Source organism: Desulforhopalus singaporensis, assembly GCF_900104445.1.
Taxonomy (GTDB): domain Bacteria; phylum Desulfobacterota; class Desulfobulbia; order Desulfobulbales; family Desulfocapsaceae; genus Desulforhopalus_A; species Desulforhopalus_A singaporensis.
Window position 1 is genome coordinate 178,430 of sequence record NZ_FNJI01000003.1, and the last position, 20,561, is coordinate 198,990.

The 20,561-nt window shown below is 54.6% G+C and carries 19 protein-coding genes; 8 read left to right on the plus strand and 11 right to left on the minus strand.

Annotation, left to right across the window (positions count from 1 at the left end):
- Positions 1-20 precede the first annotated feature (20 nt).
- Positions 21-1,352 (minus strand): PhoH family protein, encoded by a 1,332-nt coding sequence (locus tag BLQ17_RS02840; RefSeq protein ID WP_092219583.1) that lies wholly within the window; start codon positions 1,350-1,352, stop codon positions 21-23.
- Between the two features lie 254 nt (positions 1,353-1,606).
- Positions 1,607-2,314, minus strand: a complete 708-nt coding sequence (pyrF, locus tag BLQ17_RS02845; protein WP_092219585.1) for an orotidine-5'-phosphate decarboxylase — start codon at positions 2,312-2,314, stop codon at positions 1,607-1,609.
- A 446-nt stretch (positions 2,315-2,760) separates the two neighbouring features.
- Between pyrF and BLQ17_RS02850 the strand changes: the two genes are divergently transcribed.
- From BLQ17_RS02850 to BLQ17_RS02865, 4 genes are all read left to right on the plus strand, one after another.
- Positions 2,761-3,045, plus strand: coding sequence for an antibiotic biosynthesis monooxygenase family protein (locus tag BLQ17_RS02850; protein ID WP_092219587.1), 285 nt, complete (start codon positions 2,761-2,763; stop codon positions 3,043-3,045).
- Between the two features lie 284 nt (positions 3,046-3,329).
- A complete protein-coding gene (locus tag BLQ17_RS02855; protein ID WP_092219589.1) occupies positions 3,330-3,599 on the plus strand; it encodes an OadG family protein in 270 nt (89 codons plus the stop codon).
- Between the two features lie 94 nt (positions 3,600-3,693).
- Positions 3,694-5,481 carry a biotin/lipoyl-containing protein gene (locus tag BLQ17_RS02860; RefSeq protein WP_092219591.1) on the plus strand — a complete coding sequence of 596 codons (1,788 nt, stop codon included), beginning with the start codon at positions 3,694-3,696 and terminating at the stop codon, positions 5,479-5,481.
- Positions 5,482-5,977: 496 nt separating this feature from the next.
- Positions 5,978-7,084, plus strand: a complete 1,107-nt coding sequence (locus BLQ17_RS02865; RefSeq protein ID WP_342674177.1) for a sodium ion-translocating decarboxylase subunit beta — start codon at positions 5,978-5,980, stop codon at positions 7,082-7,084.
- Between the two features lie 135 nt (positions 7,085-7,219).
- On the opposite strand, the gene BLQ17_RS02870 is transcribed toward BLQ17_RS02865, so the two are convergent.
- The 5 genes from BLQ17_RS02870 to BLQ17_RS02890 form a co-directional block, all read right to left on the minus strand.
- A complete protein-coding gene (locus BLQ17_RS02870) occupies positions 7,220-8,029 on the minus strand; it encodes an enoyl-ACP reductase FabI (protein WP_092219595.1) in 810 nt (269 codons plus the stop codon).
- Between the two features lie 90 nt (positions 8,030-8,119).
- On the minus strand, positions 8,120-9,010 hold the full coding sequence (locus BLQ17_RS02875) for a 1,4-dihydroxy-2-naphthoate polyprenyltransferase (RefSeq protein ID WP_218121705.1): 891 nt from the start codon (positions 9,008-9,010) through the stop codon (positions 8,120-8,122).
- A gap of 32 nt (positions 9,011-9,042) precedes the next feature.
- A complete protein-coding gene (locus BLQ17_RS02880) occupies positions 9,043-9,795 on the minus strand; it encodes an ABC transporter permease (protein WP_092219599.1) in 753 nt (250 codons plus the stop codon).
- Positions 9,792-10,589, minus strand: a complete 798-nt coding sequence (locus BLQ17_RS02885; protein ID WP_092219601.1) for an ABC transporter ATP-binding protein — start codon at positions 10,587-10,589, stop codon at positions 9,792-9,794. Before BLQ17_RS02885 ends, BLQ17_RS02880 begins: the two co-directional genes overlap by 4 nt.
- A gap of 18 nt (positions 10,590-10,607) precedes the next feature.
- A complete protein-coding gene (locus BLQ17_RS02890) occupies positions 10,608-11,561 on the minus strand; it encodes an ABC transporter substrate-binding protein (RefSeq protein ID WP_092219603.1) in 954 nt (317 codons plus the stop codon).
- Between the two features lie 129 nt (positions 11,562-11,690).
- On the opposite strand from BLQ17_RS02890, the gene BLQ17_RS02895 reads away from it, so the two are divergent.
- From BLQ17_RS02895 to BLQ17_RS02905, 3 genes are read left to right on the plus strand one after another with little or no spacing between them, the layout of a single operon-like run.
- Positions 11,691-13,316, plus strand: a complete 1,626-nt coding sequence (locus BLQ17_RS02895) for a hydantoinase/oxoprolinase N-terminal domain-containing protein (protein WP_092219605.1) — start codon at positions 11,691-11,693, stop codon at positions 13,314-13,316.
- Between the two features lie 18 nt (positions 13,317-13,334).
- Positions 13,335-13,928: a metallophosphoesterase family protein gene (locus tag BLQ17_RS02900; protein ID WP_092219607.1), complete on the plus strand. Its 594-nt coding sequence runs from the start codon at positions 13,335-13,337 to the stop codon at positions 13,926-13,928.
- Positions 13,912-15,027 (plus strand): Lrp/AsnC ligand binding domain-containing protein, encoded by a 1,116-nt coding sequence (locus tag BLQ17_RS02905; protein WP_176761055.1) that lies wholly within the window; start codon positions 13,912-13,914, stop codon positions 15,025-15,027. Before BLQ17_RS02900 ends, BLQ17_RS02905 begins: the two co-directional genes overlap by 17 nt.
- 81 nt (positions 15,028-15,108) lie before the next feature.
- On the opposite strand, the gene BLQ17_RS02910 is transcribed toward BLQ17_RS02905, so the two are convergent.
- The 4 genes from BLQ17_RS02910 to BLQ17_RS02925 all read right to left on the minus strand — a co-directional run bounded on the left by BLQ17_RS02910 (position 15,109) and on the right by BLQ17_RS02925 (position 18,701).
- Entirely contained in the window at positions 15,109-15,606 is a 498-nt protein-coding gene (locus BLQ17_RS02910) for an AbrB family transcriptional regulator (protein ID WP_092219610.1), read from the minus strand.
- Between the two features lie 4 nt (positions 15,607-15,610).
- Entirely contained in the window at positions 15,611-17,152 is a 1,542-nt protein-coding gene (locus BLQ17_RS02915) for a tripartite tricarboxylate transporter permease (RefSeq protein WP_092219611.1), read from the minus strand.
- The gene (locus BLQ17_RS02920) at positions 17,152-17,631 is read right to left on the minus strand and encodes a tripartite tricarboxylate transporter TctB family protein (RefSeq protein ID WP_092219613.1); all 480 of its coding nucleotides are present in this window, start codon (positions 17,629-17,631) and stop codon (positions 17,152-17,154) included. Before BLQ17_RS02920 ends, BLQ17_RS02915 begins: the two co-directional genes overlap by 1 nt.
- 77 nt (positions 17,632-17,708) lie before the next feature.
- Complete coding sequence (locus tag BLQ17_RS02925) at positions 17,709-18,701, minus strand: tripartite tricarboxylate transporter substrate binding protein (RefSeq protein WP_176761056.1); 993 nt, start codon at positions 18,699-18,701, stop codon at positions 17,709-17,711.
- Between the two features lie 275 nt (positions 18,702-18,976).
- Here BLQ17_RS02925 and BLQ17_RS02930 point away from each other — a divergent pair, with 275 nt between their 5' ends.
- The gene (locus BLQ17_RS02930; RefSeq protein ID WP_176761057.1) at positions 18,977-20,560 is read left to right on the plus strand and encodes an ATP-binding protein; all 1,584 of its coding nucleotides are present in this window, start codon (positions 18,977-18,979) and stop codon (positions 20,558-20,560) included.
- Position 20,561 lies beyond the last annotated feature (1 nt).

The window sequence follows — 20,561 nt, forward strand, 5'->3', positions numbered from 1 at the left end:
GGGAGCCGTCACCGCAAAGCCTACAGCAGATCACTGGCCAGTTCGGCCAGCTCGGAGCGCTCGCCTTTTTGCAGATCGATGTGGGCATATAAGTTCTGTCCCCGCATTCTGTCGATCAGCGTCGCCAGCCCGTTGGAGTTGCTGTCCAGATAAGGATGGTCGATCTGGTGGACGTCTCCGGTGAACACAATCTTGGTCTTTTCGCCTGCACGGGTGATGATCGTTTTCACCTCCAGCGGAGTAAGGTTCTGAGCCTCGTCGACTATCATATATTTCTTCACCAGGCTGCGGCCACGGATATAGGCGAGCGGCTCGATCATCAGCTTTCCCTCGTCAACCATCCGCTGCAGCCCCCTGAACATGGCGCTGTTCTCCTTGAACTGGCCGCGTATCACCCCGAGATTGTCATAGAGCGGCTGCATGTAGGGCGACACCTTGGAATTGATATCTCCGGGCAGGTAGCCGATATCCTTGTTGGAGAGCGGCACTATCGGCCGGGTAAGAAGAATCTGCTGATATTTTTTGCGCATCTCCAGGGCTGCGGCCAGTGCCAAAAGCGTTTTCCCGGTGCCCGCTTTTCCGGTGAGCGTTACGAGGGGAACCGTATCGTCGACCAGGGCATGGACGGCAAACGATTGCTCCGCATTGCGCGGTTCTATTCCGTAGACAGTGGTTTTGGCAATCCGCACGATACTTCCCTCATCCTGCTTATAGACCCCCAGGGCCGACTGTTTCCCGTTTTTCAGGATGAGGTACTCGTTGGCCACGTAGTGCTGGTCGGGCACAATATCATCGGCTCTCTCCCTGCCGCTTCCGGCATAGAACCGGTTGAGAACATGTGCGTCATCCACCTTTATCTGCCTGCATCCGACATACAGCCGGTCGGGGTCGCGGACATGATCGGTGGTATAGTCCTCGGCCATCAGGCCCAGGGATCTTGCCTTCATCCTCAGGTTGACATCCTTGCTCACCAGCACGACCGTCTTGTCGCGGTTTTCCTCGGAAAGGTGATAGGCTGTGTTGAGTATCCTGTGGTCCGGCTTGTCGCTTCCGGGAAAGGTGTCGACCAGTTTTTCATGCATCGGCCTGTCCAGCCGGATGGCCACCTTTCCATTATCGGGACCTATGCTCATACCGCCGTTAAAGAGCTTGTCCGAACTCAATTCATCAAGGGAACGGACAAACTGCCTGGCATGAAAATTAATGATCTGGTGTCCTTTCTTGAAACCGTCCAATTCCTCCAGAACGGTTATGGGAATTATGATATCGTGTTCTTGAAAATTATACAGGCAGGAACTGTCATGAAGAATAACGTTGGTATCGAGGATAAAAATCTTTTTATTGATTGCCATATAGCTCCGGTAATAAAAGTGATCGCATGGTGCCCCCGCCATGGTCCGTCACACCCATGGGCGACTGGCTCCGTTTCTTTTTATTTCCGCTTGTCAAGACACCGGCCGCCTCACCTCCCCTCTGTCTGGCTTGCGATTTTCGTGATTGTCCTCAACCACTCCCATTTACCCGGATTATAGCAAATTTTTTCCGGTTTTGCCGTTAAGAAAACAGTTAGGATTTCAATAAAATCTTCTTGTGAAGGGGGGGGCTTTTATCTGACCTCAGCAATTTCCCGCTGCATCATCTCGATAACCCGGATAGGATCGTCCGCCTTGGTGATGGGCCGGCCTACTACAACGTGGCTGGCGCCGTTTTTAATCGCCATCCCGGCAGTGACAATCCGCTTCTGGTCGTCGCTTGCTTCCTCGATATTCAGTCCCGGCCTGATTCCCGGGGTAACAATCAACAGTTTTTCTCCCAGCTCCTCACGCATTCTCTTTGCTTCAAGCCCCGACGAAACAACCCCGTCACAGCCAAGTTCCAGCGCCCGCCTCGCCCGGTAGAATACGAGATCCTCAATGGACCGGGTCATCCCCATGGCCCGCATGTCCTCTTCGCCAAAACTCGTCAAAACAGTTACCGCAAGCAGCTTCATGTCTCCCCGTTCGGACAGGGCGGCACGGATAATCGGGTCGTTGCCGTGAATCGTCGCCAGGCTCACTCCCCTGTTGTTAACCTGTCGAACCGCAAGTTTTACCGTCTCCGGAATATCAAAAAACTTCAGGTCGAGCATCACCTTGTGACCGCGATCGACGATCCAGTCCACCGTTTCAAACCAGCTTCCCATAAAAAGCTGCAATCCTACCTTGAAATAGCCGACATGGGACTCGCACTTCTTTACCAGTTCTTTTGCCCGGGCGACACTGTCGACATCCAGCGCCACGATGATTCTCTCGTTTAAAGGGATGGGTTCACTCATAATTTCTTCCGCTCTTGACTTTTGCCCCGTTGGTGCGGCAAGGACCTTTGATTACAATCATTTCCTTCAACTCTTGACCAAAACCGATACCCATCGGCCGCAGCTGCCGCAGGCTTTCCTGTTGCGGCTTTCTGCTCCGGTCATTGCCGATAGTACATACTAGTTCTGCTCTTTTTTGGCAAGCACACTGATTACCGGCGCACACCTCTTTTCAGCCGAAAAAATAGTCGTTGCTTTACGGTGAACCTGCGCATCCCCCTGGCATGGAACATTTCGCCGGGCTGTCACATTTCAGTGCCATGTCATCAATCAGGTCAATTTCTTTACAAGATAATTGATGAATCATATAATAGTAGATGATGGCAGTTGATAGCCACGGGGAACAAGCGATAAACAACCAAGCAGCAACGACCCGTCAGGCATAACAAGACCAAAGGAGAACTTCAATGACCGTAAAAATCTTCATCAAGCGCAGAGTCTCACCCGAGAACATTCTTGAACTGACCGTTCTTCTGAAAAAACTTCGCAGTCTCACCCTGAACCAGTCCGGCTACATCTACGGGGAAACCCTCAGGAGAGTTGACATGTCCGATGAATGCATGGTGATCAGTACGTGGAGATCCATCGACGACTGGAACAGCTGGCTCCACAACGAGGAACGCCAGGCTATTCAGAGTGAAATCGACCTGCTGCTGGGCCAGGAAACCGAATACGCCGTTTACGAAGTATAACTTTGCCCTCCCCTGTACCGCATCGCATCCTGCGCGGTACAGGACAACTCCCCTGCCGCATAACCTTTTCCGAGACCACCGGCTGGTCCAGTGCGACTCTTTCCGGATTTTTTTTTTGTCCCTGATTTGAAAATTATTGGGCTATTACCGCGACATTAAATCAGAAACACTTTGTTTTGCTATTAACTTTACTGCTTTGATAGATAGCAAAATATCTGGTATTGTGCCGCCTTGAGTTTTTTTCACTTATCATTAATTCAACCGTACCGAGGCAGAGACGCAAAATGTTAATCGAAGGTGTTAAGCTTATGGTCGTGGGCATGTCTACCGTCATGCTCTTTCTGGTTCTGATGATTTTCTTTATCAATCTCGTGGCAAAACTCACCAGAGGAGCAGCATCACGGGAGCTTGATGCAATCAATCTGGAAAGAGCATTGGCGCTGGAAAAAAGAAATAACGCCAAAAAGATTGTCGCTGATGACGCAGACGAGGATATTGCGGTCATTGGTGCTGCCGTGGCAGCATATGAGGCAGAACGATTTGCCCGGGCCTGAACACGAATTTAGACAAACCTGCTAAAAACAATGTGGTAGATTGAGTCAAAACAAAGCGAGGAGAAAAACGGTGAGCCAAAAAGTAATTCAATTCATGGACACGTCCTTCAGAGACGGTTTTCAGTCAGTTTTCGGAGCCAGGGTCTTAACAGACGATTTTATGCCTGCGGTAAAAGCTTCGGTGGATGCCGGCATAACCAACATAGAAGCCGGCGGCGGGGCACGTTTCCAGAGCCTGTTCTTCTATTGCGGGGAGTCCGCTTTCGATATGATGGATCGCTTCCGCACGGAAGTGGGACCGGATGTGGCCCTGCAGACCCTGGCCCGCGGAATCAATGTGGTCGCTTTGAGCCAGTGCCCAAGGGATATCATCGACCTGCACGCCAAGATGTTCAAAAAGCACGGTATGACCACCATCAGGAACTTTGACGCGCTCAACGACGTGCGCAACCTGGAATACTCCGGAGAGCGGATTGATCACCACGGCCTGAACCACCAGATCGTCGTCTCCATGATGGAATTGCCTCCCGGATGCTCCGGCGCCCATACCCCTGAGTTTTACGCCGACCGGCTGAAGCAGATCCTCGATGCGGACATACCGTTTCACTCAATCTGCTTCAAGGATGCCTCGGGAACCTCCAACCCGAAAAAAGTATACGAGACCCTCAAGCTGGCAAGAAAGATGGTATCCGACGACACCGTCTTATGGTTCCATACCCACGATACAGCGAGCCTCGGCATCTCGCAGAACATGGCGGCGATCGAAGGCGGTGCCGACGGCATCGACCTGGCCAAATCTCCGGTCAGCGGCGGAACCTGCCAACCTGACATCCTGTCGATGATGCACGCCATGAAAGGCACCGACTACACCCTTGATCTCGACTACAAGAAAGTCCTGGTGGCCATGGATGCATTCGAAGAGGCCATGTCCGACTATTTTTTCCCGCCCGAAGCCAAGATGGTCTCCCCAATGGTGACCCTGTCTCCCATGCCCGGTGGAGCGCTTACCGCCAATACCATGATGATGAGAGACACCGGAACGCTGCATCTTTACGGCGATGTAATCAAGGAGATGTCCGAAGTGGTTGCCAAAGGCGGTTTCGGCACATCGGTCACGCCCGTATCCCAGTTCTATTTCCAGCAGGCCTACCTCAATGTCACCCAGGGCAAGTGGAAGAAGATAAACCCCAGCTACGGTAACATGGTACTTGGTTACTTCGGCCACACTCCGGTTCCGGCCGACCCGGAGATCATAAAGATAGCTTCGGACCAGCTGGGAAAACCGATATTCACTGAAGATCCGCTCGATATACTCGAGCCGGGCATTCCCAAGGCCACCAAGATCCTTGAGGACAACAACCTGCCGGTAAACGATGAAAATATATTCATCATCGCCTCATGCGAGCAGAAAGGACTCGACTTCCTCCTCGGCAACGCCAAGGTGAACGTCCGCAAGATCTCGGATGAAAAGAAAGAGGAAAAGAAAGACAAGCAGCCAAAGGGTGCCGCTTCCGCCCCCCGGTCGATCGGCCCCCGGGATTATACCATCACCGTAAACAACAAGCCGTACAACGTAACGGTTTCCGAAGCAGGCGGTATACAGGCAACTCCGGCTGCTGCTCCGGCTCCAGCCGCAGCACCGGCTCCGGCTGCACCTCCGGTGACCGAAGGAACCGACGTGGAAGCACCGACTCCTGGTAATATTGTAAAGATCCTGGTGGAACTCGGCGAGACGGTCACCGAAGACCAGCCTCTGGTGGTTATGGAAGCCATGAAAATGGAGTCCGAAGTTAAATCGCCGTGTGGTGGTAAAGTCCTTGAAATTCATATTTCTTCCGGCGATACGGTCCAGGCATCAGACCCGCTCTTTACAATCGGTTGATACTTACTGATATGTTACGGCATCCGGGATGAAACCAGCTCACCCGGAGCCGTTTATACATTTTGCTCTTTACCGGGATAGTATTATGAAAAGCAGAATTTTAATGGTCGTTTTCCTTGGCCTGCTGTTGCCGTGGAGTTCATTTGCCGGGACCGGGGATGAATCCGTTGCGATAGTTTCGCCAGAAGATGCCAAAATCATACGATTTCTTGTCCAGCCTGGCAATTTCGTCTATAGCGGTGACGAAATCGCCACCCTGAAGATGGAGAACGGCACAGTTATCGTACTCAGGTCGGGTGCTGCAGGAAAAGTCACCGAGATTACCGCTAAGCCTTACCAGAAAGTCCACAAAAACGAGATCCTGGGACATCTTAAGACCTCGACGGTTATCGCCGACCGACCGGTCAGCGGACAGGATAAGGCCCTGCCACCGGTCTCCGAGCTCCTTGGCTCCATTTTCAAAACCACTGGTCTTGCCGGTATCATCGACAACCAGATGAACAAGGACTGGACTGTCGGAATAGGCCGGGTACTGATGATTATGGTAGGGTTGGTTCTTCTCTATCTGGGCATCGCCAGGCAGTTTGAACCGCTGCTGCTGGTGCCCATCGGCTACGGCGCTATTCTCGCCAACATACCCCTTGCCGGAATTGCCGAGCCGGGCGGTATTCTTTATTACATTTACCATGTCGGCATCACCACCGGAGTCTTTCCCCTGATTATTTTCATGGGAGTCGGAGCGCTTACCGACTTCGGTCCGATGATTGCGAACCCCAAGACGATTCTTCTCGGCGGCGCGGCCCAGTTCGGTATTTTCACCACCCTTCTCGGGGCACTGTTTCTTTCTGACTTCATTCCGGGGATCAATTTTTCCCTGTCGGATGCAGCTGCAATCGGTATTATCGGCGGAGCCGACGGACCGACTGCTATTTTCCTCTCGAGCAAGCTCTCGCCGAGGCTGCTGGGGTCCATAGCCATCGCCGCATACTCTTATATGGCACTGGTTCCCCTTATTCAGCCGCCGATCATGAAATGGCTGACCTCGGAAGAAGAGAGGAAAATCAAGATGGTGCAGCTGCGCCATGTATCGAAACTGGAAAAAATCATCCTGCCGATGCTGGTACTTGGAATCTGCGCCGTCCTGCTTCCTTCCGCAGCACCGCTGATCGGAATGTTCATGCTCGGCAACCTGGCCAAGGAGTGCGGGGTTGTCAACAGGCTTTCGGACACCATCAAGAGTTCTTTGATGTACACCGTCACTGTTTTCCTCGGCCTCGGTGTCGGTTCCAAGCTTTCGGCGGATAAGTTCCTCAACGTCGAAACCCTGGGGATCCTGGCACTGGGCATTATCGCTTTCGGTATAGGAACAGCCTCGGGCGTTCTGCTTGCAAAACTGATGAACAAGATGAGCAAGAACCCCGTCAACCCGCTGATCGGCGCCGCAGGGGTATCCGCCGTCCCCATGGCCGCACGGGTGGTCAACAAGGTCGGCCTTGAGGCGAATCCGCAAAATCATCTTATCATGCACGCCATGGGGGCCAACGTCTCAGGCGTTATCGGCTCGGCCGTTGCCGCGGGTGTACTGCTCGCCCTGCTCTACTGATTGACGGCGACCGGCAGCCATCAATAGAAAAAGGGGATGAACGAGCTGTTCATCCCCTTTTTTACACCATCTGGGGGTCAACCCGGCAATCCGTCTCCTTTTGGTGCCGTGCCCCCAAAACCTGCCCAGGGCTGGTCATCCCACCGTTTTACTGACAATGGTCTTGTCGAAATAGTTGACGCCCATCCCCGCATCGACCACCAGGGTCTGGCAGTTTATCCCCGACGATCTCTCCGAGAGAAGAAAAACGGCCGCATCGGCAGCCTCCTGGGTGGTCAAAGCCCGCTTTCTAAGAGTCGCCTGCTCCGCATAGAGGTAACTGTCGACATAGCCCGGGATGCCAGCCGAAGCCGAAGTCTTCAACAACCCCGGAGCGACCGCGTTAAATCTTACCCGGGAAAAATCGGAAAACGATTTTGCAAGAAAACAGACCGACGAATCAAGAGCCGCCTTGATTGGCGCCATATAACCGTAGTTTTCCGCCGCCATCCTGGTGGTCGATATCGAAATCGTCACCATCGACGCGTCGGGGTCGAGAAGCTCCTTGAAATGGTTGGCGATGGAGATAAAAGAGAAACAGCTGATATTTACCGCCTGGAGAAAATCCGTTTTCACCGTTTCATGAAAAGGCTTGGCGCCCTCGGAATAGTTGGCAAAAGCGATCGAATGCACTATCCCGTGTATCTTTTTTGCCGGATCCCCAAGCTTTTCTGCTATCTCCTGCCTGACCCTGACAATATTCTCCTCCTCCTCGACGTCGCAGACGAATATCTTCGACGCAGGAAACAGTTTGCGCGCGTTCTTGGCCCGTTCCTCGGTGCGGACCACGTGAATCACTTCGGCCCCGGCTTCCACAAGGGTCCGCCCTATGGCACAGGCAACGGATTTCTTGTTGGCAAGGCCGAAAATGACAAATCGTTTATCTTCAATCCTGAGAAAGCTCATAATCTCTTGTTAATGTGTTTGTTCAAAATTATAACAGTTGTCGGGTGACCATTTATCAGGCGCGCTGCCTGTCGGGAACAGCAACTATCGTCAGCAGACCAGCCCAAGCGAAAACAGTACACTGAAGACCAGGGAAAGACGCGCCGTTGCCGCCAGCAGTTCGTTGAGCCTGCTGCCGCTGTAATGTCCCACCTTGCGACACAGCGAAAGGGCCACAGGAAAAGTCACCAGCGGCAGCAATATCGCTATGGTTACATCCTTTCCCGGCAGCATGGCAAGGGGGACCATATATGCCGCACCGACCAGCAGCCTGAAACCGATAATGGTCCTGCTGCGTCCGAGAATAACCGCCAGACTGTTTTTCCCCGCCTTCTTGTCCGTATCTATGTCCCTGAGGTTGTTAACCACCATGATCGCCGTAATCAGCAATCCCGGAACCAGCGCGGCGCCAAAGAGTTGCGGCGTGACCCGGCCCGCCTGGATATAATACGTGGCGCCAACCGCCACCAGGCCAAAAAAAACAAAAACAAACAGCTCCCCCATCCCATGGGAGGCAAGAGGATAGGGACCGCCGCTGTATGCCAGCGCAGCCGCCACCGATAACACTCCCAACAGCAGCAAGGGCAACCCGCCAACCAGCGACAGGTAACAAAATACCAGCACAGCTGCGGCGAAAACAACGTACATCGCTCTTTTTACGTCCTGCGCCGGGATCAGACCGCTCTGGGTTACCCGTACCGGTCCGGCCTTTCGCTCGGCATCGATATTGTTTTTTCCGTCGAAATAGTCATTGGCCAGGTTCACCCCGACCTGCATGAGCACAGCGCACAGCAGGCACATAAGTGCAGGCAGCGGCGCGAACAGGCCGTCATCATAGGCCACGGCGCTGCCGACCACCACGGGGCTCAGTGCGGCGGGGAGCGTTTTCGGCCGGGCAGCCAGCAGCCAGAGCTGAATCTTTGTATATCTTGTTGACGTCATAACCATACGATAATATATAAGAAACCGCCCTGTTATTCTATAAAAAGATGTTTACCGACCTTCAGCTCGATCGAATATATAGAAAAATAGAGCAGCACCCCGAGAAGCCCCATCCCCATGATCCCGGTATACATCTCCGGATAGAGCAGCACCTGATACGTTTCAATCACGATGTAATACCCCAGCCCGTAACTGGTAAGAGACTGTTCCGCGATAAAAAGGACGGCTACCGCCGTTCCAACCGACACCCGCAGTGCCGTCAATACGGCGGGAAGGGAAGCTGGCAGGTAAACATATTTAAAGAGTGCCCGGCGGCCTGCACCCAGGGATTTCACCGACAGGATCAGCTCCTGGCGAAGACCTGCCGCCTCGTCCCTTACCACCACCAGGATCTGAAAGAAAATGATAATGGCGATCAACGTTATTTTCGACAGGTCAGTTATCCCCATCAGCACGTAGATAACCGGGAGAAAAATTATTTTCGGGATAGGGTAGATAATCGCTATAAGCGGGCTGATCACCCGGTCGAGTCTGGGCAACTGCCCGAGGGCAAGCCCCAGTGGCGCGGCAAAAACGGTCGCCACCAGCACCGCCGCCAGAACGCGAGCTGTAGAGGCGAGAAAATGCAGGCCGAGCTCACCCGTCATGTTCACCACAAAAAGCGGGACGACCTGGACCGGAGAAGGCAGAATCGGCCTGTTCACCGCCAGCGACAGCAGCTGCCACAAACAGAAAATCATGACACATCCCCCCAGGGTCGACAACAGCGTCGTCTTTTTCTTCATCGCCCCCCCTCTCTTTCACCCGCCCCCGCAATAAGCCTGCGCAGCTCGCTGCATCGATTGACAAACTCCGGGTCGCTTTTCCGGTCGATTTCGCCCAGCAGGTGGTTATCTACGATCAGCGGCCTGACATTGCACCCTTGCTGCAGCACCAGAATCTTCTCCCCCAGGACCACCGCTTCCTCGATATCGTGGGTCACGGTCAAGGAAGTGAGCCCTTCCTCACGGTGAAACCCGTTCATCACTTTCTGCAGTTCTTCCCTGATAGGAGCGTCAAGCGCGCTGAACGGCTCATCCATAAGCAGCATGTCCGGCTCCATGACCAGGGTGCGGGCGATCGCCGCTCTCTGGCGCTGTCCCCGTGAAAGCTGGGCCGGATACATCTCCTGCAAATTGCTGATATTGAGCCGGTCGAGCCAGTAGGCGACCCGCTCCCGGTCCCGTTTCTGGTCCAACTCGATATCCGCCGGACTGTGTTTGCCGTCCGGACCGTAAAAATGCCTTATTTCAAGGCCCAGCCGAACATTGTCGAAAATCGTTGCCCAGGGCAGAAGCCCATGGTCCTGCAGCACCAGTCCGGTCCTGGGCCGCGGCCGGTGAATTTTTTGGCCGCCCACCGAGATCATTCCGCCCGCGGGAGTGTTGAGACCGGCAATCAGAAACAGCAGGGTGGTTTTGCCGCAGCCGGAAGGGCCGATAATCGTCCACGCCTCTCCCTTTTTCATGGAGACTGAAAAATCATCAAAAATATCCCCCCGCTCGCCATAGCCGAAGCGAAGGTTCGTCACCTTGATCATCGCAAAACTTCCGGTTGGTTAGTCAGCCACAAAATCCGCGGTGACGGAACTCTCATAGGCAAGGGGTCGCTCAAGCAGTCCCTTGGAGACCATCCAGTCCATCACGTCCTGCCACTGTTTTCTGCTGGGCAGCGCCCTGCGGACCATCGGCGGTACCGAAAACTGGTCACGGATATTCCGGGGTACCCGGATTTTGCCAAGCATCAGCTGCCGATACGCTTCGGGGTTGGCGTTTAGCTCGGCGGCAGCCATGTCCCACGCGGTCATAAACGCCTTCACAGCCTCTTTTTTCCCGGTAAGTGATTCGTTGGAAAAGGTTATGACACTGGCGCTCACATCTTTGAGCGCCAGATCGTTCACCACTTCGATCGCCCCCGCCTTGAGCGCGGCGGCCCCCAGCGGATCTGGCAGCGTCGCCGCCTTTATCTGCCCCGAGAGCAGCAGCTGCAGACGTTCCGGCAAAACCGGAACCGACTGGAAACTGATCGCATCAGGCTCCACCCCGGAAGCGGTGAGCAACCGGGCCGAAATGTATTCGATAACCGTGTTTTTCGAAATGCCTATGGCTACTCCGGCTAGTTTTTCCGGGGAGTCGATACCACTTCCCGGAGCGGAAACTATCCGGAAAAGAGGCGAGTTGCCCAGCGGCGCACGGGCCACCGACACCACCTTGACCACATTTTTATTGCGGTTGAAGTTGGCCGCTCCGGACAGTTCGTTGATCATGCCGTCAATTCGTCCGGCCTGCAGCAGCTGGTCTCTTTCCAGGGCACTGCCCACCGGCAGCGACTCGACCACCAGGCCGAGGTCCTTGAAAAAACCTTTTTCCTCGGCGACATAGATCGGCAGCACATCGGGGATCGGTAAAAGCGCCATCCGCAGTCTGCCCAGCTGCTCTGTCGCCGCCACGCCGCCGGCGGTCGTCAACAGCCAGACCGACATCATGATTACAATAAAAGATTTTTTTTGCATAACCGAATCGACTCTTGATATTGGCTTATCTTAACGAATCAGGTAAACAGATATATTCGTCATAAATCTGAACAATAACGCTTACTCCCCATTTGTAATGGGAAACCGATCCATCTTGCAACCGAAAACATGCAAAACTTTATCATAGGCATCGATACCGGCGGCACCTACACCGATGCGGTACTGCTGGACACAGACACCAAAGAGATTATTGCCACCGCAAAACAGCCGACAACCCATTTTCAACTCTCCCGGGGAACGGGCAAGGCCCTGGCCGATATCCTCACCAACAGCGGAGTGAAGGCGGAACAGGTCAAAACGGTTGCCGTCTCCTCGACCCTTGCGACCAACTCGGTGGTCGAGAACAAGGGCGCCAGAGTGGCGGTCATCGTCATCGGTTACGTCAAGCATTTCAAACTTCCGGTCAAGGCGGTGGTGTTCGTTAAAGGAGGGCACACCATCACCGGCGATGAGGAAGAGCCGCTCGATATCGACTATCTCGTCCGGCTGATCGAGGGACTCAAAAACGAGGTGGACGCCTACGGCATCTGCTCCGCCATGTCGATCAAGAATCCCGCCCACGAACTGGTGGCGGAAAAGGCCATAGCCATGCTCGACCCCAAACCGACCTTCTGCTCCCACCGGATAAGCCAGCTGGCGGGCATGCAGGAGCGTGCCGCCACCGCCGGGCTCCACGCCAAGTTGATGCCGGTGATGGATGAGTTCGTCACCGGGGTCAGGGGCGCCATGAAACAACTCGACCTGCTCTGCCCAATGATGGTTATCGGAGGCAACGGCACCCCTCTTGACGAACGGGAGGCGGTCAGCCAGGCGGGACTCACCGTCGCCAGCGGTCCGGCGTGCAGCGCCTATTACGGCAGACTCCACGCGACCCCGGACGGTCGGGCCCTTGTCGTCGATGTCGGCGGCACCACCACCGACATCGCGATTATCGAAAACGACAAGCCCCTGCTGGCGCCAGAGGGATGTACCGTCGGCCGCTGGAAAACCCATGTCGAGGCCGTCGACATGCAGACTACCGGAGTGGGCGGCGACAGCTATGTTCACGTAGATGCCAGGGGCAACCTCACCCTCGGCCCTTCAAGGGTCACCCCGGTGTCGATGGCCGGCCACATTCCCCGGCCGGATCAGTGGCTGGGGGCGGGCGGCAAAAGCAAGCTGATCATGCTGCACCAGAAGTCCAGGGAACTGGAAAACAACGAACTCTACCGGCTGATGGCTGATAAAACAATGGTTACCCCGGAAACCATCAGGCAGGAACTCGGCCTCGGCGGCATCCCCCTCCAGCAGCAGCTGGAGAGCCTGACCAGAAAACAGCTGATTGTCGAGTACGGTTTCACCCCCACCGACGCCCTGCACGTTCTCGACAAACTCAATATCGGCGACAAAACCAGAGCGGTCGAGGCGGCTGCAGTGCTGGGCGGGGAACTGGCAATGAGCAGCATAGAGTTCTCGCACATGGTGCTCCACCGCACCGGGGAGCTGATCGAAAACGCCATCATCGAATATCTGATGAGGCTCCATTTTGATCAGTCTGCGGGCAATATTATCGCCGGCTGCCGGAACCATCCGGTGCTTGACATTGACTTTAGCCTGAAACTGCCCATTATTGGAATTGGAGCGGCCGCCAGAACCCTTTTACCCGATGTGGCGAAAAATTTAAAAACCGTAATCACTTTTCCTAAACACAGCGAGGTGGGCAATGCGATCGGTGCTGCACTTACCGCACTGTAGTGACCAGAATATGACGCAATGAAGATCCTGACTGTTGCCGATACCGAATGTGGAGAACTGCTCGATCCGGTAAAGGGGGGTCCCCCACTGGCCGGTATCGACCTCATCCTCGGCTGCGGTGACCTGGCTCCGGAATACCTGACAACGCTGAGGAATCGTTTCGAGGTGCCACTCTATTATGTTCTGGGGAACCACGATCTGCGCCACCACCACTCCCCGCCGCAATACTGCACCCCCATTCACCGCAGGATCGTCAATTTCAACAACCTGGGGATCATCGGCTTTTCCGGATCGAGGTGGTACAACGGCAGCGCCAATCAGTATACGGAAAAGCAAATGGCCGGCTATATCGGAAAAATGCGTTTTGGTATCTGGAAAAACAGGGGGATAGATATCGTCATCGCCCACGCTCCGCCCCGGTTTATCAACGACGCCGAAGATCCCTGCCACCGCGGATTTAGGAGCTATCGCCGGTTGATCGACAAGTACCGGCCCAGCTATTTTCTGCATGGACATATCCACACCCTTTTTGATGATGACAACCAGAGAATTACAACGATCAACAACACTTCCGTAATCAACTGTTATGGTTTCTATGTTCTCGAAATCTAAAATATTTTCTGCGCTTAAAAAGAAATTTTCCGGCTCCGCCGAAAAGACCGGGCCACACGCGAACAGCTTCAGCGCCAGGCAGCAAGAGGAAAAAGCCTACGAAGCCATTGAAAGGGGGACGCTGATGGTTCCCCTGGACAAGATTGTCGGCAGCGTGGGCAGGTATCACGATTTCGACCACCAGTTCAAAGACCACAACCCGTCAAGGGAGAAAGACCCGCGGCTTGAGGGAATTCTGCAGGCGATGCGCAAGGGGAAGAATCTGCCGGCCATCGCTCTTTACCAGATAAAGGAAGACTTCTTTATTCTGGACGGACACCACCGGTACCAGGCGGCAAAAGAGCTGGGACACACCCAGATCAGATCCAAGATTGTCGAGCTGCTCCCGTCAAAGAACAGCCTGGAAAACAACCTTTACCTGGAAAAGACCAGATTCAGGGACAACGCCGGACTTGTTGATCCACTGGACCTTACCGAGCCGGGGCAGTTCATTCACCTTGAGTGGCAGATCAGCGAGCACCGGAAATTCCTCGAGAGTGAAACAGGACAGCCGGTGAGCTTTCAACAGGCGGCACAGGACTGGTACAGCACCATTTACCGCCCGCTTTTCACCCTTATCAAAAACAGCGGTCTGATCAACTCCTTTCCTTCCAGAACCGTGGACGACCTCTATCTCTATATCTCCATGCACCAGTGGGAGAAGGGGAAAAAGAGGAAATACGGCATCGGGATAGATAAGCTGATCCCCACCGACATGGAGGTTTTCAGAAAAAAAATGGCCGACCAGAAAGAACAGGAATACCCGGAGATGAAGCGGGAGATCACCGTGTTCATGCTTCTCAACATCGAAGGCAGGCATGAAGACAACATCTTCCAGAAACTGCTTGCCCTGCCCGAGGTAAGGGAAATCCACAGCGTCCACGGAGCCTTTGATATACTCATAAAAATCACGCTTATGCGCGACCTGCTCTCCTCGGACGCCGAACTCATCTCGGAGTTCACCCAGTCCACCATACGGCAGTGGAAAGGGGTACTTTCCACCCAGACCCTTATTCCGGGAACATCGAGAATAAAAGAAGAAGACAGGTGTCTGCTGTAACATGCCCTCCCGTGCAACCACCTGCTTTGTGCGGCGCGCCCGCAGGAAGGTTCGGATAAAACCGCCATAGTACGGCTGCGCTTACTGCCTTAAATAAAGAAACAGCCGCACCAGCAGGGGAACCGTCACAAAAAGGGTGAAGATCCTCACCAGGTGCAGGAAAGCCACTATCGGGGTGTTGTGGCCTTCCGTCTTTGCCAGAATAGCCATGCCGCTCATCCCGCCCGGAGAAAATCCGAACAGCGCGGTACCAAAATCGACAAGCCCCAGCCGGCTGGCCAAAACGGCCATCAATACCGCCACCGTCATGAGGATAAGCGTGCTTACCACCGCCAGCGGAAACACATGGGGAATGAAGGTGAGAAAAGAACGGTCAAAGGTCATGCCCAGGGATATTCCGAGGATGATCTGGACGATGGTGGCGATCTCCGGCGTCAGGCCGACTCCTTCCGATTGCATAAGGGCCACCAGTCCCGAACCAAGCATCGAACCGACCACGGCCCCTCCGGGAACATGAAACTTCTGGGCGCCAACCCCCCCGATTATACCGACAGCAACGATCAGTGCATATCTTTCCATATTGTCATTTCAAAAGTGCGTTGGGGTTCTTTTTGCTCTTCAACTTTGCCAGAACCGATCTGAACAGAGGCATTCCCAGGACCAGCAGGGTCAGACAGTTGATGCTCACCGTAATCGGCCGCTCCCACATAAAGGACATCGATTCATCGTAGATCATAAGGGACCGGCGCAGGTTATCCTCCATCAACCCGCCGAGAATAAACCCGAGAAGCAACGGCGCCATGGGAAAATTCATAAGTCTCAAGGCCATGGCCCCCAGACAGAAGAACACCATCATCATGATGTCGAAATCGTTAAAGGTGACCAGGTAGACCCCCATCAGGGAAAAAAACAGGATGATGGGAACCATCAGGTTCCTCGGGATGGCAAGCAACCGGGCAAAATAAGGTATCAGGGGGAGATTGAGGATAAGAAGGAAAACATTGCCGAGATACATCGACATTATGACTCCCCAGAACACTTCCGGCTGCTCGACAAACATCCTCGGGCCAGGGTCGATACCGTAGGCAATCAGCGCGCCGAGCATGACTGCGGTGGTACCCGATCCGGGAATACCAAGGGTCAAAAGCGGCACGAACGATCCGGAACTGGCCGCGTTGTTGCCGGTCTCCGGAGCGGCAAGACCGCGCAGGCTCCCCTTGCCGAACCTGGCCTGTTCTTCCGGCGGGGCGAGATTTCTCTCCATCCCGTAGGACATGAACGATCCGAGGGTGGCCCCCGCTCCCGGCAGAACCCCGACGAAAAATCCGAGCAGCGACGATCGCAGGATCGACGGGGTTATAAGCTTAAACTCCTTGGCCGAGACCTTGAGGCTTTTAAAACCGATCATTTTCGGGTTGAGACTGTCGGAAGAGGCGTCTTTTTTCAGGACAATCATCAGGGCCTCGGTCAGGGCGAACGTGGCCATGGCGAGCAGCAGGAACTCTATTCCGTCAAGGAGTTCAAGGGAGCCGAAGGTGTAGCGCTGCACCCCCGAGGTCTGATCCGTTCCCACAGTCGACAGCATCAACCCCAACACGACCATCAGCAGCGCCTTGAGTACCCCGCCCCGCCCGGCAAAGGCCGAAACCGCCGTCAAACCAAGGATCATCAGGGCAAAATAATCCGCCGACTGAAAGCTGGTGGCCACCGACGCCAGCATGGGGGCAAAAAACATCAGCAGCACAACCGCGATAGTGCCTCCGGAAAAGGAGGCGTACGCCGCAATTGCCAGGGCTTTTCCAGGATAGCCCTGCCTCGCCAGGGGATAGCCGTCAAGCGCGGTGGCTACTGTTGCCGCCTCTCCCGGCGCGTTGATCAGGATGGACGAGGTGGAGCCGCCGAAAATAGCGCCGTAATAGACCCCGGCAAGCAACACCATCCCGGTGGTGGGATCAAATCCGTAGGTCACCGGAATCATCAGGGCCACTGCGGTGATAGGGCCAAGTCCCGGCAACATGCCGATCAGGGAGCCGCTGAAACAGCCAAACAGCACCATGCAGATATTGATGGGAACCAGGGTTGCATTAATCCCCGTCAACATTCCGTGAACCATTCCTTCCCACATCAGAGTATCCCCAGTTGATAGAAAATTTCACCCGGGGCAATAAAGACCCCGAGCAGCACCGACATTATAGCCCACAAAAAGAAAACCAGAGGGACCGCAGTCACAATCATCAGCCACAGCCTCCGCTCGCCGAGAATCCGGAACCCGATCAGCAGAAAGACTATCGATGCCAGGATAAAGCCGAGCCACTTCATGGTGAGACCGAAGATGAGCATCGACACCACCAGCAGAATCCCCTTCAACCAGTCCATCCCGCCGGTTTCCTCTTTCAGGGTTTTTTTTCCGGCTGGGTCAACGGTCGGCAGGATCAGGATCGCCAGGGAAAGAACAGCTCCCATTGCCGACAACCCGTAAGGCATGGTGCGGGAGGTAAAAGTCTCCTGCATGGCAAGAAAAGTAAGAGGAATTTTTGTCGCCAGCATGCCATACCCCATGGAAAAAAGGAGCATCAGCAGCGCTCCCACCTTTTCTCTTGCCATTGTTTCCTCCCAGGTAATACCAGCAAGGTGTGGTGCACCCGATTATCCGGTGGAGCACACCCTGCGGTTGTTGTTTGTTACTGCAAAAATCCCAGATCACGCATAATCGAGCCGATCACCTTCTCCTGATTTTCGAGAAAGGCGTAAAATTGGTCGCCCGGCTGATACAGATTCTGCCAGCCGCGCTGTTTACGAATACTCTCCCATTCCGGGGTATCATACATTTTTTTGAGCAGGCCGCGATAAGCCTCGGCTTTTTCCGGATCCAGGCCGGGGATGCCGAAAAAACCGCGCCAGTTGGCAAAGGTGAAATCATAGCCGAGTTCCTTGACGGTGGGGACGTCCGGAGTCTGGACCAGGCGATTGTCCGAGGTTACCGCAAGGATTTTCACTTCCCCCTGCCTGGCAAGTCCCAGCGCCTCGCCGTATCCGGTGGAGAGCACCTGGGTATCCCCCGACAGCAGGCCGGCCATGGCTTTACCGCCCGCATCATACGGTACATACTTCAACTGCAGCGGATCACCGCCAGCCACCTTGATCACCATGGCCGGCACCAGGTGATCCATGCTGCCCTTGACCGAGCCTCCGGCTATCTTCACCGACTTGGGATCCTTTTTAAAATCGTCGATCACCTCGGTGAGCGACGTATACTTAGAGTCCTTGGGCACGACGAAAGCCGCGTAATCGGCAATAACCGACGCGATCGGCGTCAGGTCGCGAAACGATTGCGGGAAAACTCCGGTCAGCGACCGGATTATGATCGGCGTCGAGTTGACCAGCAGCGTCCCTTCCTGCCTCTTGGCCGTGGAGATGAGGTGGTTCAGCGCTTTGCCGCCCCCGCCGCCGGACATGTTCTCAAAAGACGCCTGTGCCAGCAGGCCGGAATCGAGCAGCGCCTTGCCGACACCACGGGCGGTGCCGTCCCAGCCGCCGCCGGCGCCGCCCGGAATAAGAAAATGCAGTTTTTCAACCTCACCGCCCATGGCCGGGGAGACCAGGGCCGCCGCCAGACAAAGACAAGCCACGCTTTTCAGCACAAGACCAAGTAATCCTCTTTTCGGGGTTTTCATCGACTCACTCCTCGTTGTTGTGTTGTCTCACGGGCAACCAGTCCGCACCCGCGGTTGCACCCGCTCTCGCCACTCAATTCGGCAAGAGGCTACCAATACGGTATTGACATGATCTCCGCTGCTTCAGTAAAAGTAAATAATTGGTAAATTAAGAAAGAATTGTTTCTTTCGTTCGTTTTGTTCATTCTGTTCACGGATAACGTGAGAAAAACCGGGAGGTCCGCACTCCGACCAGGCAAAAGACCCGCAACACTTCCCCTGTCGCCATGCAATCGATGAAACTGCAAAACAAGATGACGGTGCTTATCCTGGGGCTGATCCTGCTGCTCACCATCGCCGGCAGCCTGTTCACCCTCACCCTGATCAGCACTATCCTCGAAAAACAGATCGGCAGCAGGGCGCTCAAGGTTTCGCAGAGCGTCGCCCTCATTCCCGCCATAAAAGAAGACCTGCAGCGAGGGAACCCACAGACTTCGCGCATTCAGGAGCTCGCGGAACGGATACGTCGCGAAACGGGAGCGCAGTTCATCGTGGTGGGAGACAAAGACGGCAGACGCTACTCCCACCCCGTTGTCGAGCGGCTGGGCCAGCTGATGGTCGGCGGTGACAACGACCGCGCCCTGGTGTACGGTCAGTCCTATATCTCAAAGGCTACCGGCACCCTCGGGCCGTCCATCCGGGGCAAGGTGCCGGTGTTTGGTGACGACGGCAGGATAATAGGCATTGTCTCGGTCGGGTACCTGGTGGAGAACGTAAACAGTATTATCCACGGCTACTATCTGAAAATCCTGTCTGTCTTCACCATAATCGTACTGCTGGGAATAGCCTTGACCATCAAAATCACCAGCGATCTGAAAAACGCGATCTTCGGCCTTGAACCCGAAGAGATCGCAACCCTTCTCCAGGAAAAAACGGCTACCCTGGAAGCTATCCGGGAAGGTATAATGGCGATAGATTCCCAAGGAAATATCACCACCGTCAACCGCGCCGCATTCGACACCCTCGGCATAGACAAGAATAGTGATCCGATCGGCAGACACGTAACGGAAGTCATTCCGGAAACCCTGATGCTGGAGGTGCTTGCAACCGGCAAAAGCCAGCTCGACAAGGTGCTGCACCATGGCGAAAAAGAGCTCATCGTAAACCGCATACCGATCATTATCGGCAACCGGGTAACCGGGGTTGTCTCGAGCTTCAGGGATAAAAGCGAACTGGATATCCTCGCCAAGAAGCTGTCCCAGGTGAAAAAATATTCGGAGATGCTCCGCACCCAGACCCATGAATATTCGAACAAGCTCCACACTATTTCCGGCCTGATCCAGATCGGCGGCTACCAGGAAGCCATAGAGCTTATCGGCAGTGAAACCTCGGGATACCAGCAACTGATCAACACCCTGATGAATATCGTGCCCGACCCGGTTGTTGCCGGAACAATTCTGGGCAAGTACAATAAAGCAAGAGAGTTGAAAATCGACATGCTGGTCGACCCCGACTCCAGCATGAGCGAGATCCCCGGCTGGATCGGGCGGGAACACCTGGTCACGATTTTGGGCAACATCCTCGACAACGCCTTCGAGGCGGTGCGGCGGAAAAACGGCGGCCAAAAGATCGTGCGGCTGGCGATGACCGACCTGGGCCAGGACCTGATTTTTGAAATTGACGACTCAGGACCGGGACTGGAACCGGATCTGTACGACAAAGTATTTGACAAAGGATACTCCAGTAAAGACGAGCAGGGCCATGGAATGGGGCTTTACCTTGTGGAGAGCCATGTAACGGGAATGGGAGGGACTATCAATATCGGCCGCTCCGAACTGGGCGGATGCGCCATCACCGTGATCCTCCCCAAAACCAGGTGAT

Bases quoted from the DNA above. Each gene is read 5' to 3' on its own strand.
- BLQ17_RS02925 (WP_176761056.1), bottom strand. From the start codon at position 18,701: ATGAAAACCCCGAAAAGAGGATTACTTGGTCTTGTGCTGAAAAGCGTG.
- BLQ17_RS02865 (WP_342674177.1), top strand. From the start codon at position 5,978: ATGAACAAGGACTGGACTGTCGGAATAGGCCGGGTACTGATGATTATG.
- BLQ17_RS02850 (WP_092219587.1), top strand. From the start codon at position 2,761: ATGACCGTAAAAATCTTCATCAAGCGCAGAGTCTCACCCGAGAACATT.
- pyrF (WP_092219585.1), bottom strand. From the start codon at position 2,314: ATGAGTGAACCCATCCCTTTAAACGAGAGAATCATCGTGGCGCTGGAT.
- BLQ17_RS02900 (WP_092219607.1), top strand. From the start codon at position 13,335: ATGAAGATCCTGACTGTTGCCGATACCGAATGTGGAGAACTGCTCGAT.
- BLQ17_RS02895 (WP_092219605.1), top strand. From the start codon at position 11,691: ATGCAAAACTTTATCATAGGCATCGATACCGGCGGCACCTACACCGAT.
- BLQ17_RS02880 (WP_092219599.1), bottom strand. From the start codon at position 9,795: ATGAAGAAAAAGACGACGCTGTTGTCGACCCTGGGGGGATGTGTCATG.
- BLQ17_RS02890 (WP_092219603.1), bottom strand. From the start codon at position 11,561: ATGCAAAAAAAATCTTTTATTGTAATCATGATGTCGGTCTGGCTGTTG.
- BLQ17_RS02930 (WP_176761057.1), top strand. From the start codon at position 18,977: ATGAAACTGCAAAACAAGATGACGGTGCTTATCCTGGGGCTGATCCTG.
- BLQ17_RS02910 (WP_092219610.1), bottom strand. From the start codon at position 15,606: ATGGAAAGATATGCACTGATCGTTGCTGTCGGTATAATCGGGGGGGTT.
- BLQ17_RS02905 (WP_176761055.1), top strand. From the start codon at position 13,912: ATGTTCTCGAAATCTAAAATATTTTCTGCGCTTAAAAAGAAATTTTCC.
- BLQ17_RS02855 (WP_092219589.1), top strand. From the start codon at position 3,330: ATGTTAATCGAAGGTGTTAAGCTTATGGTCGTGGGCATGTCTACCGTC.
- BLQ17_RS02915 (WP_092219611.1), bottom strand. From the start codon at position 17,152: ATGTGGGAAGGAATGGTTCACGGAATGTTGACGGGGATTAATGCAACC.
- BLQ17_RS02920 (WP_092219613.1), bottom strand. From the start codon at position 17,631: ATGGCAAGAGAAAAGGTGGGAGCGCTGCTGATGCTCCTTTTTTCCATG.
- BLQ17_RS02885 (WP_092219601.1), bottom strand. From the start codon at position 10,589: ATGATCAAGGTGACGAACCTTCGCTTCGGCTATGGCGAGCGGGGGGAT.
- BLQ17_RS02860 (WP_092219591.1), top strand. From the start codon at position 3,694: ATGGACACGTCCTTCAGAGACGGTTTTCAGTCAGTTTTCGGAGCCAGG.
- BLQ17_RS02870 (WP_092219595.1), bottom strand. From the start codon at position 8,029: ATGAGCTTTCTCAGGATTGAAGATAAACGATTTGTCATTTTCGGCCTT.
- BLQ17_RS02840 (WP_092219583.1), bottom strand. From the start codon at position 1,352: ATGGCAATCAATAAAAAGATTTTTATCCTCGATACCAACGTTATTCTT.
- BLQ17_RS02875 (WP_218121705.1), bottom strand. From the start codon at position 9,010: ATGACGTCAACAAGATATACAAAGATTCAGCTCTGGCTGCTGGCTGCC.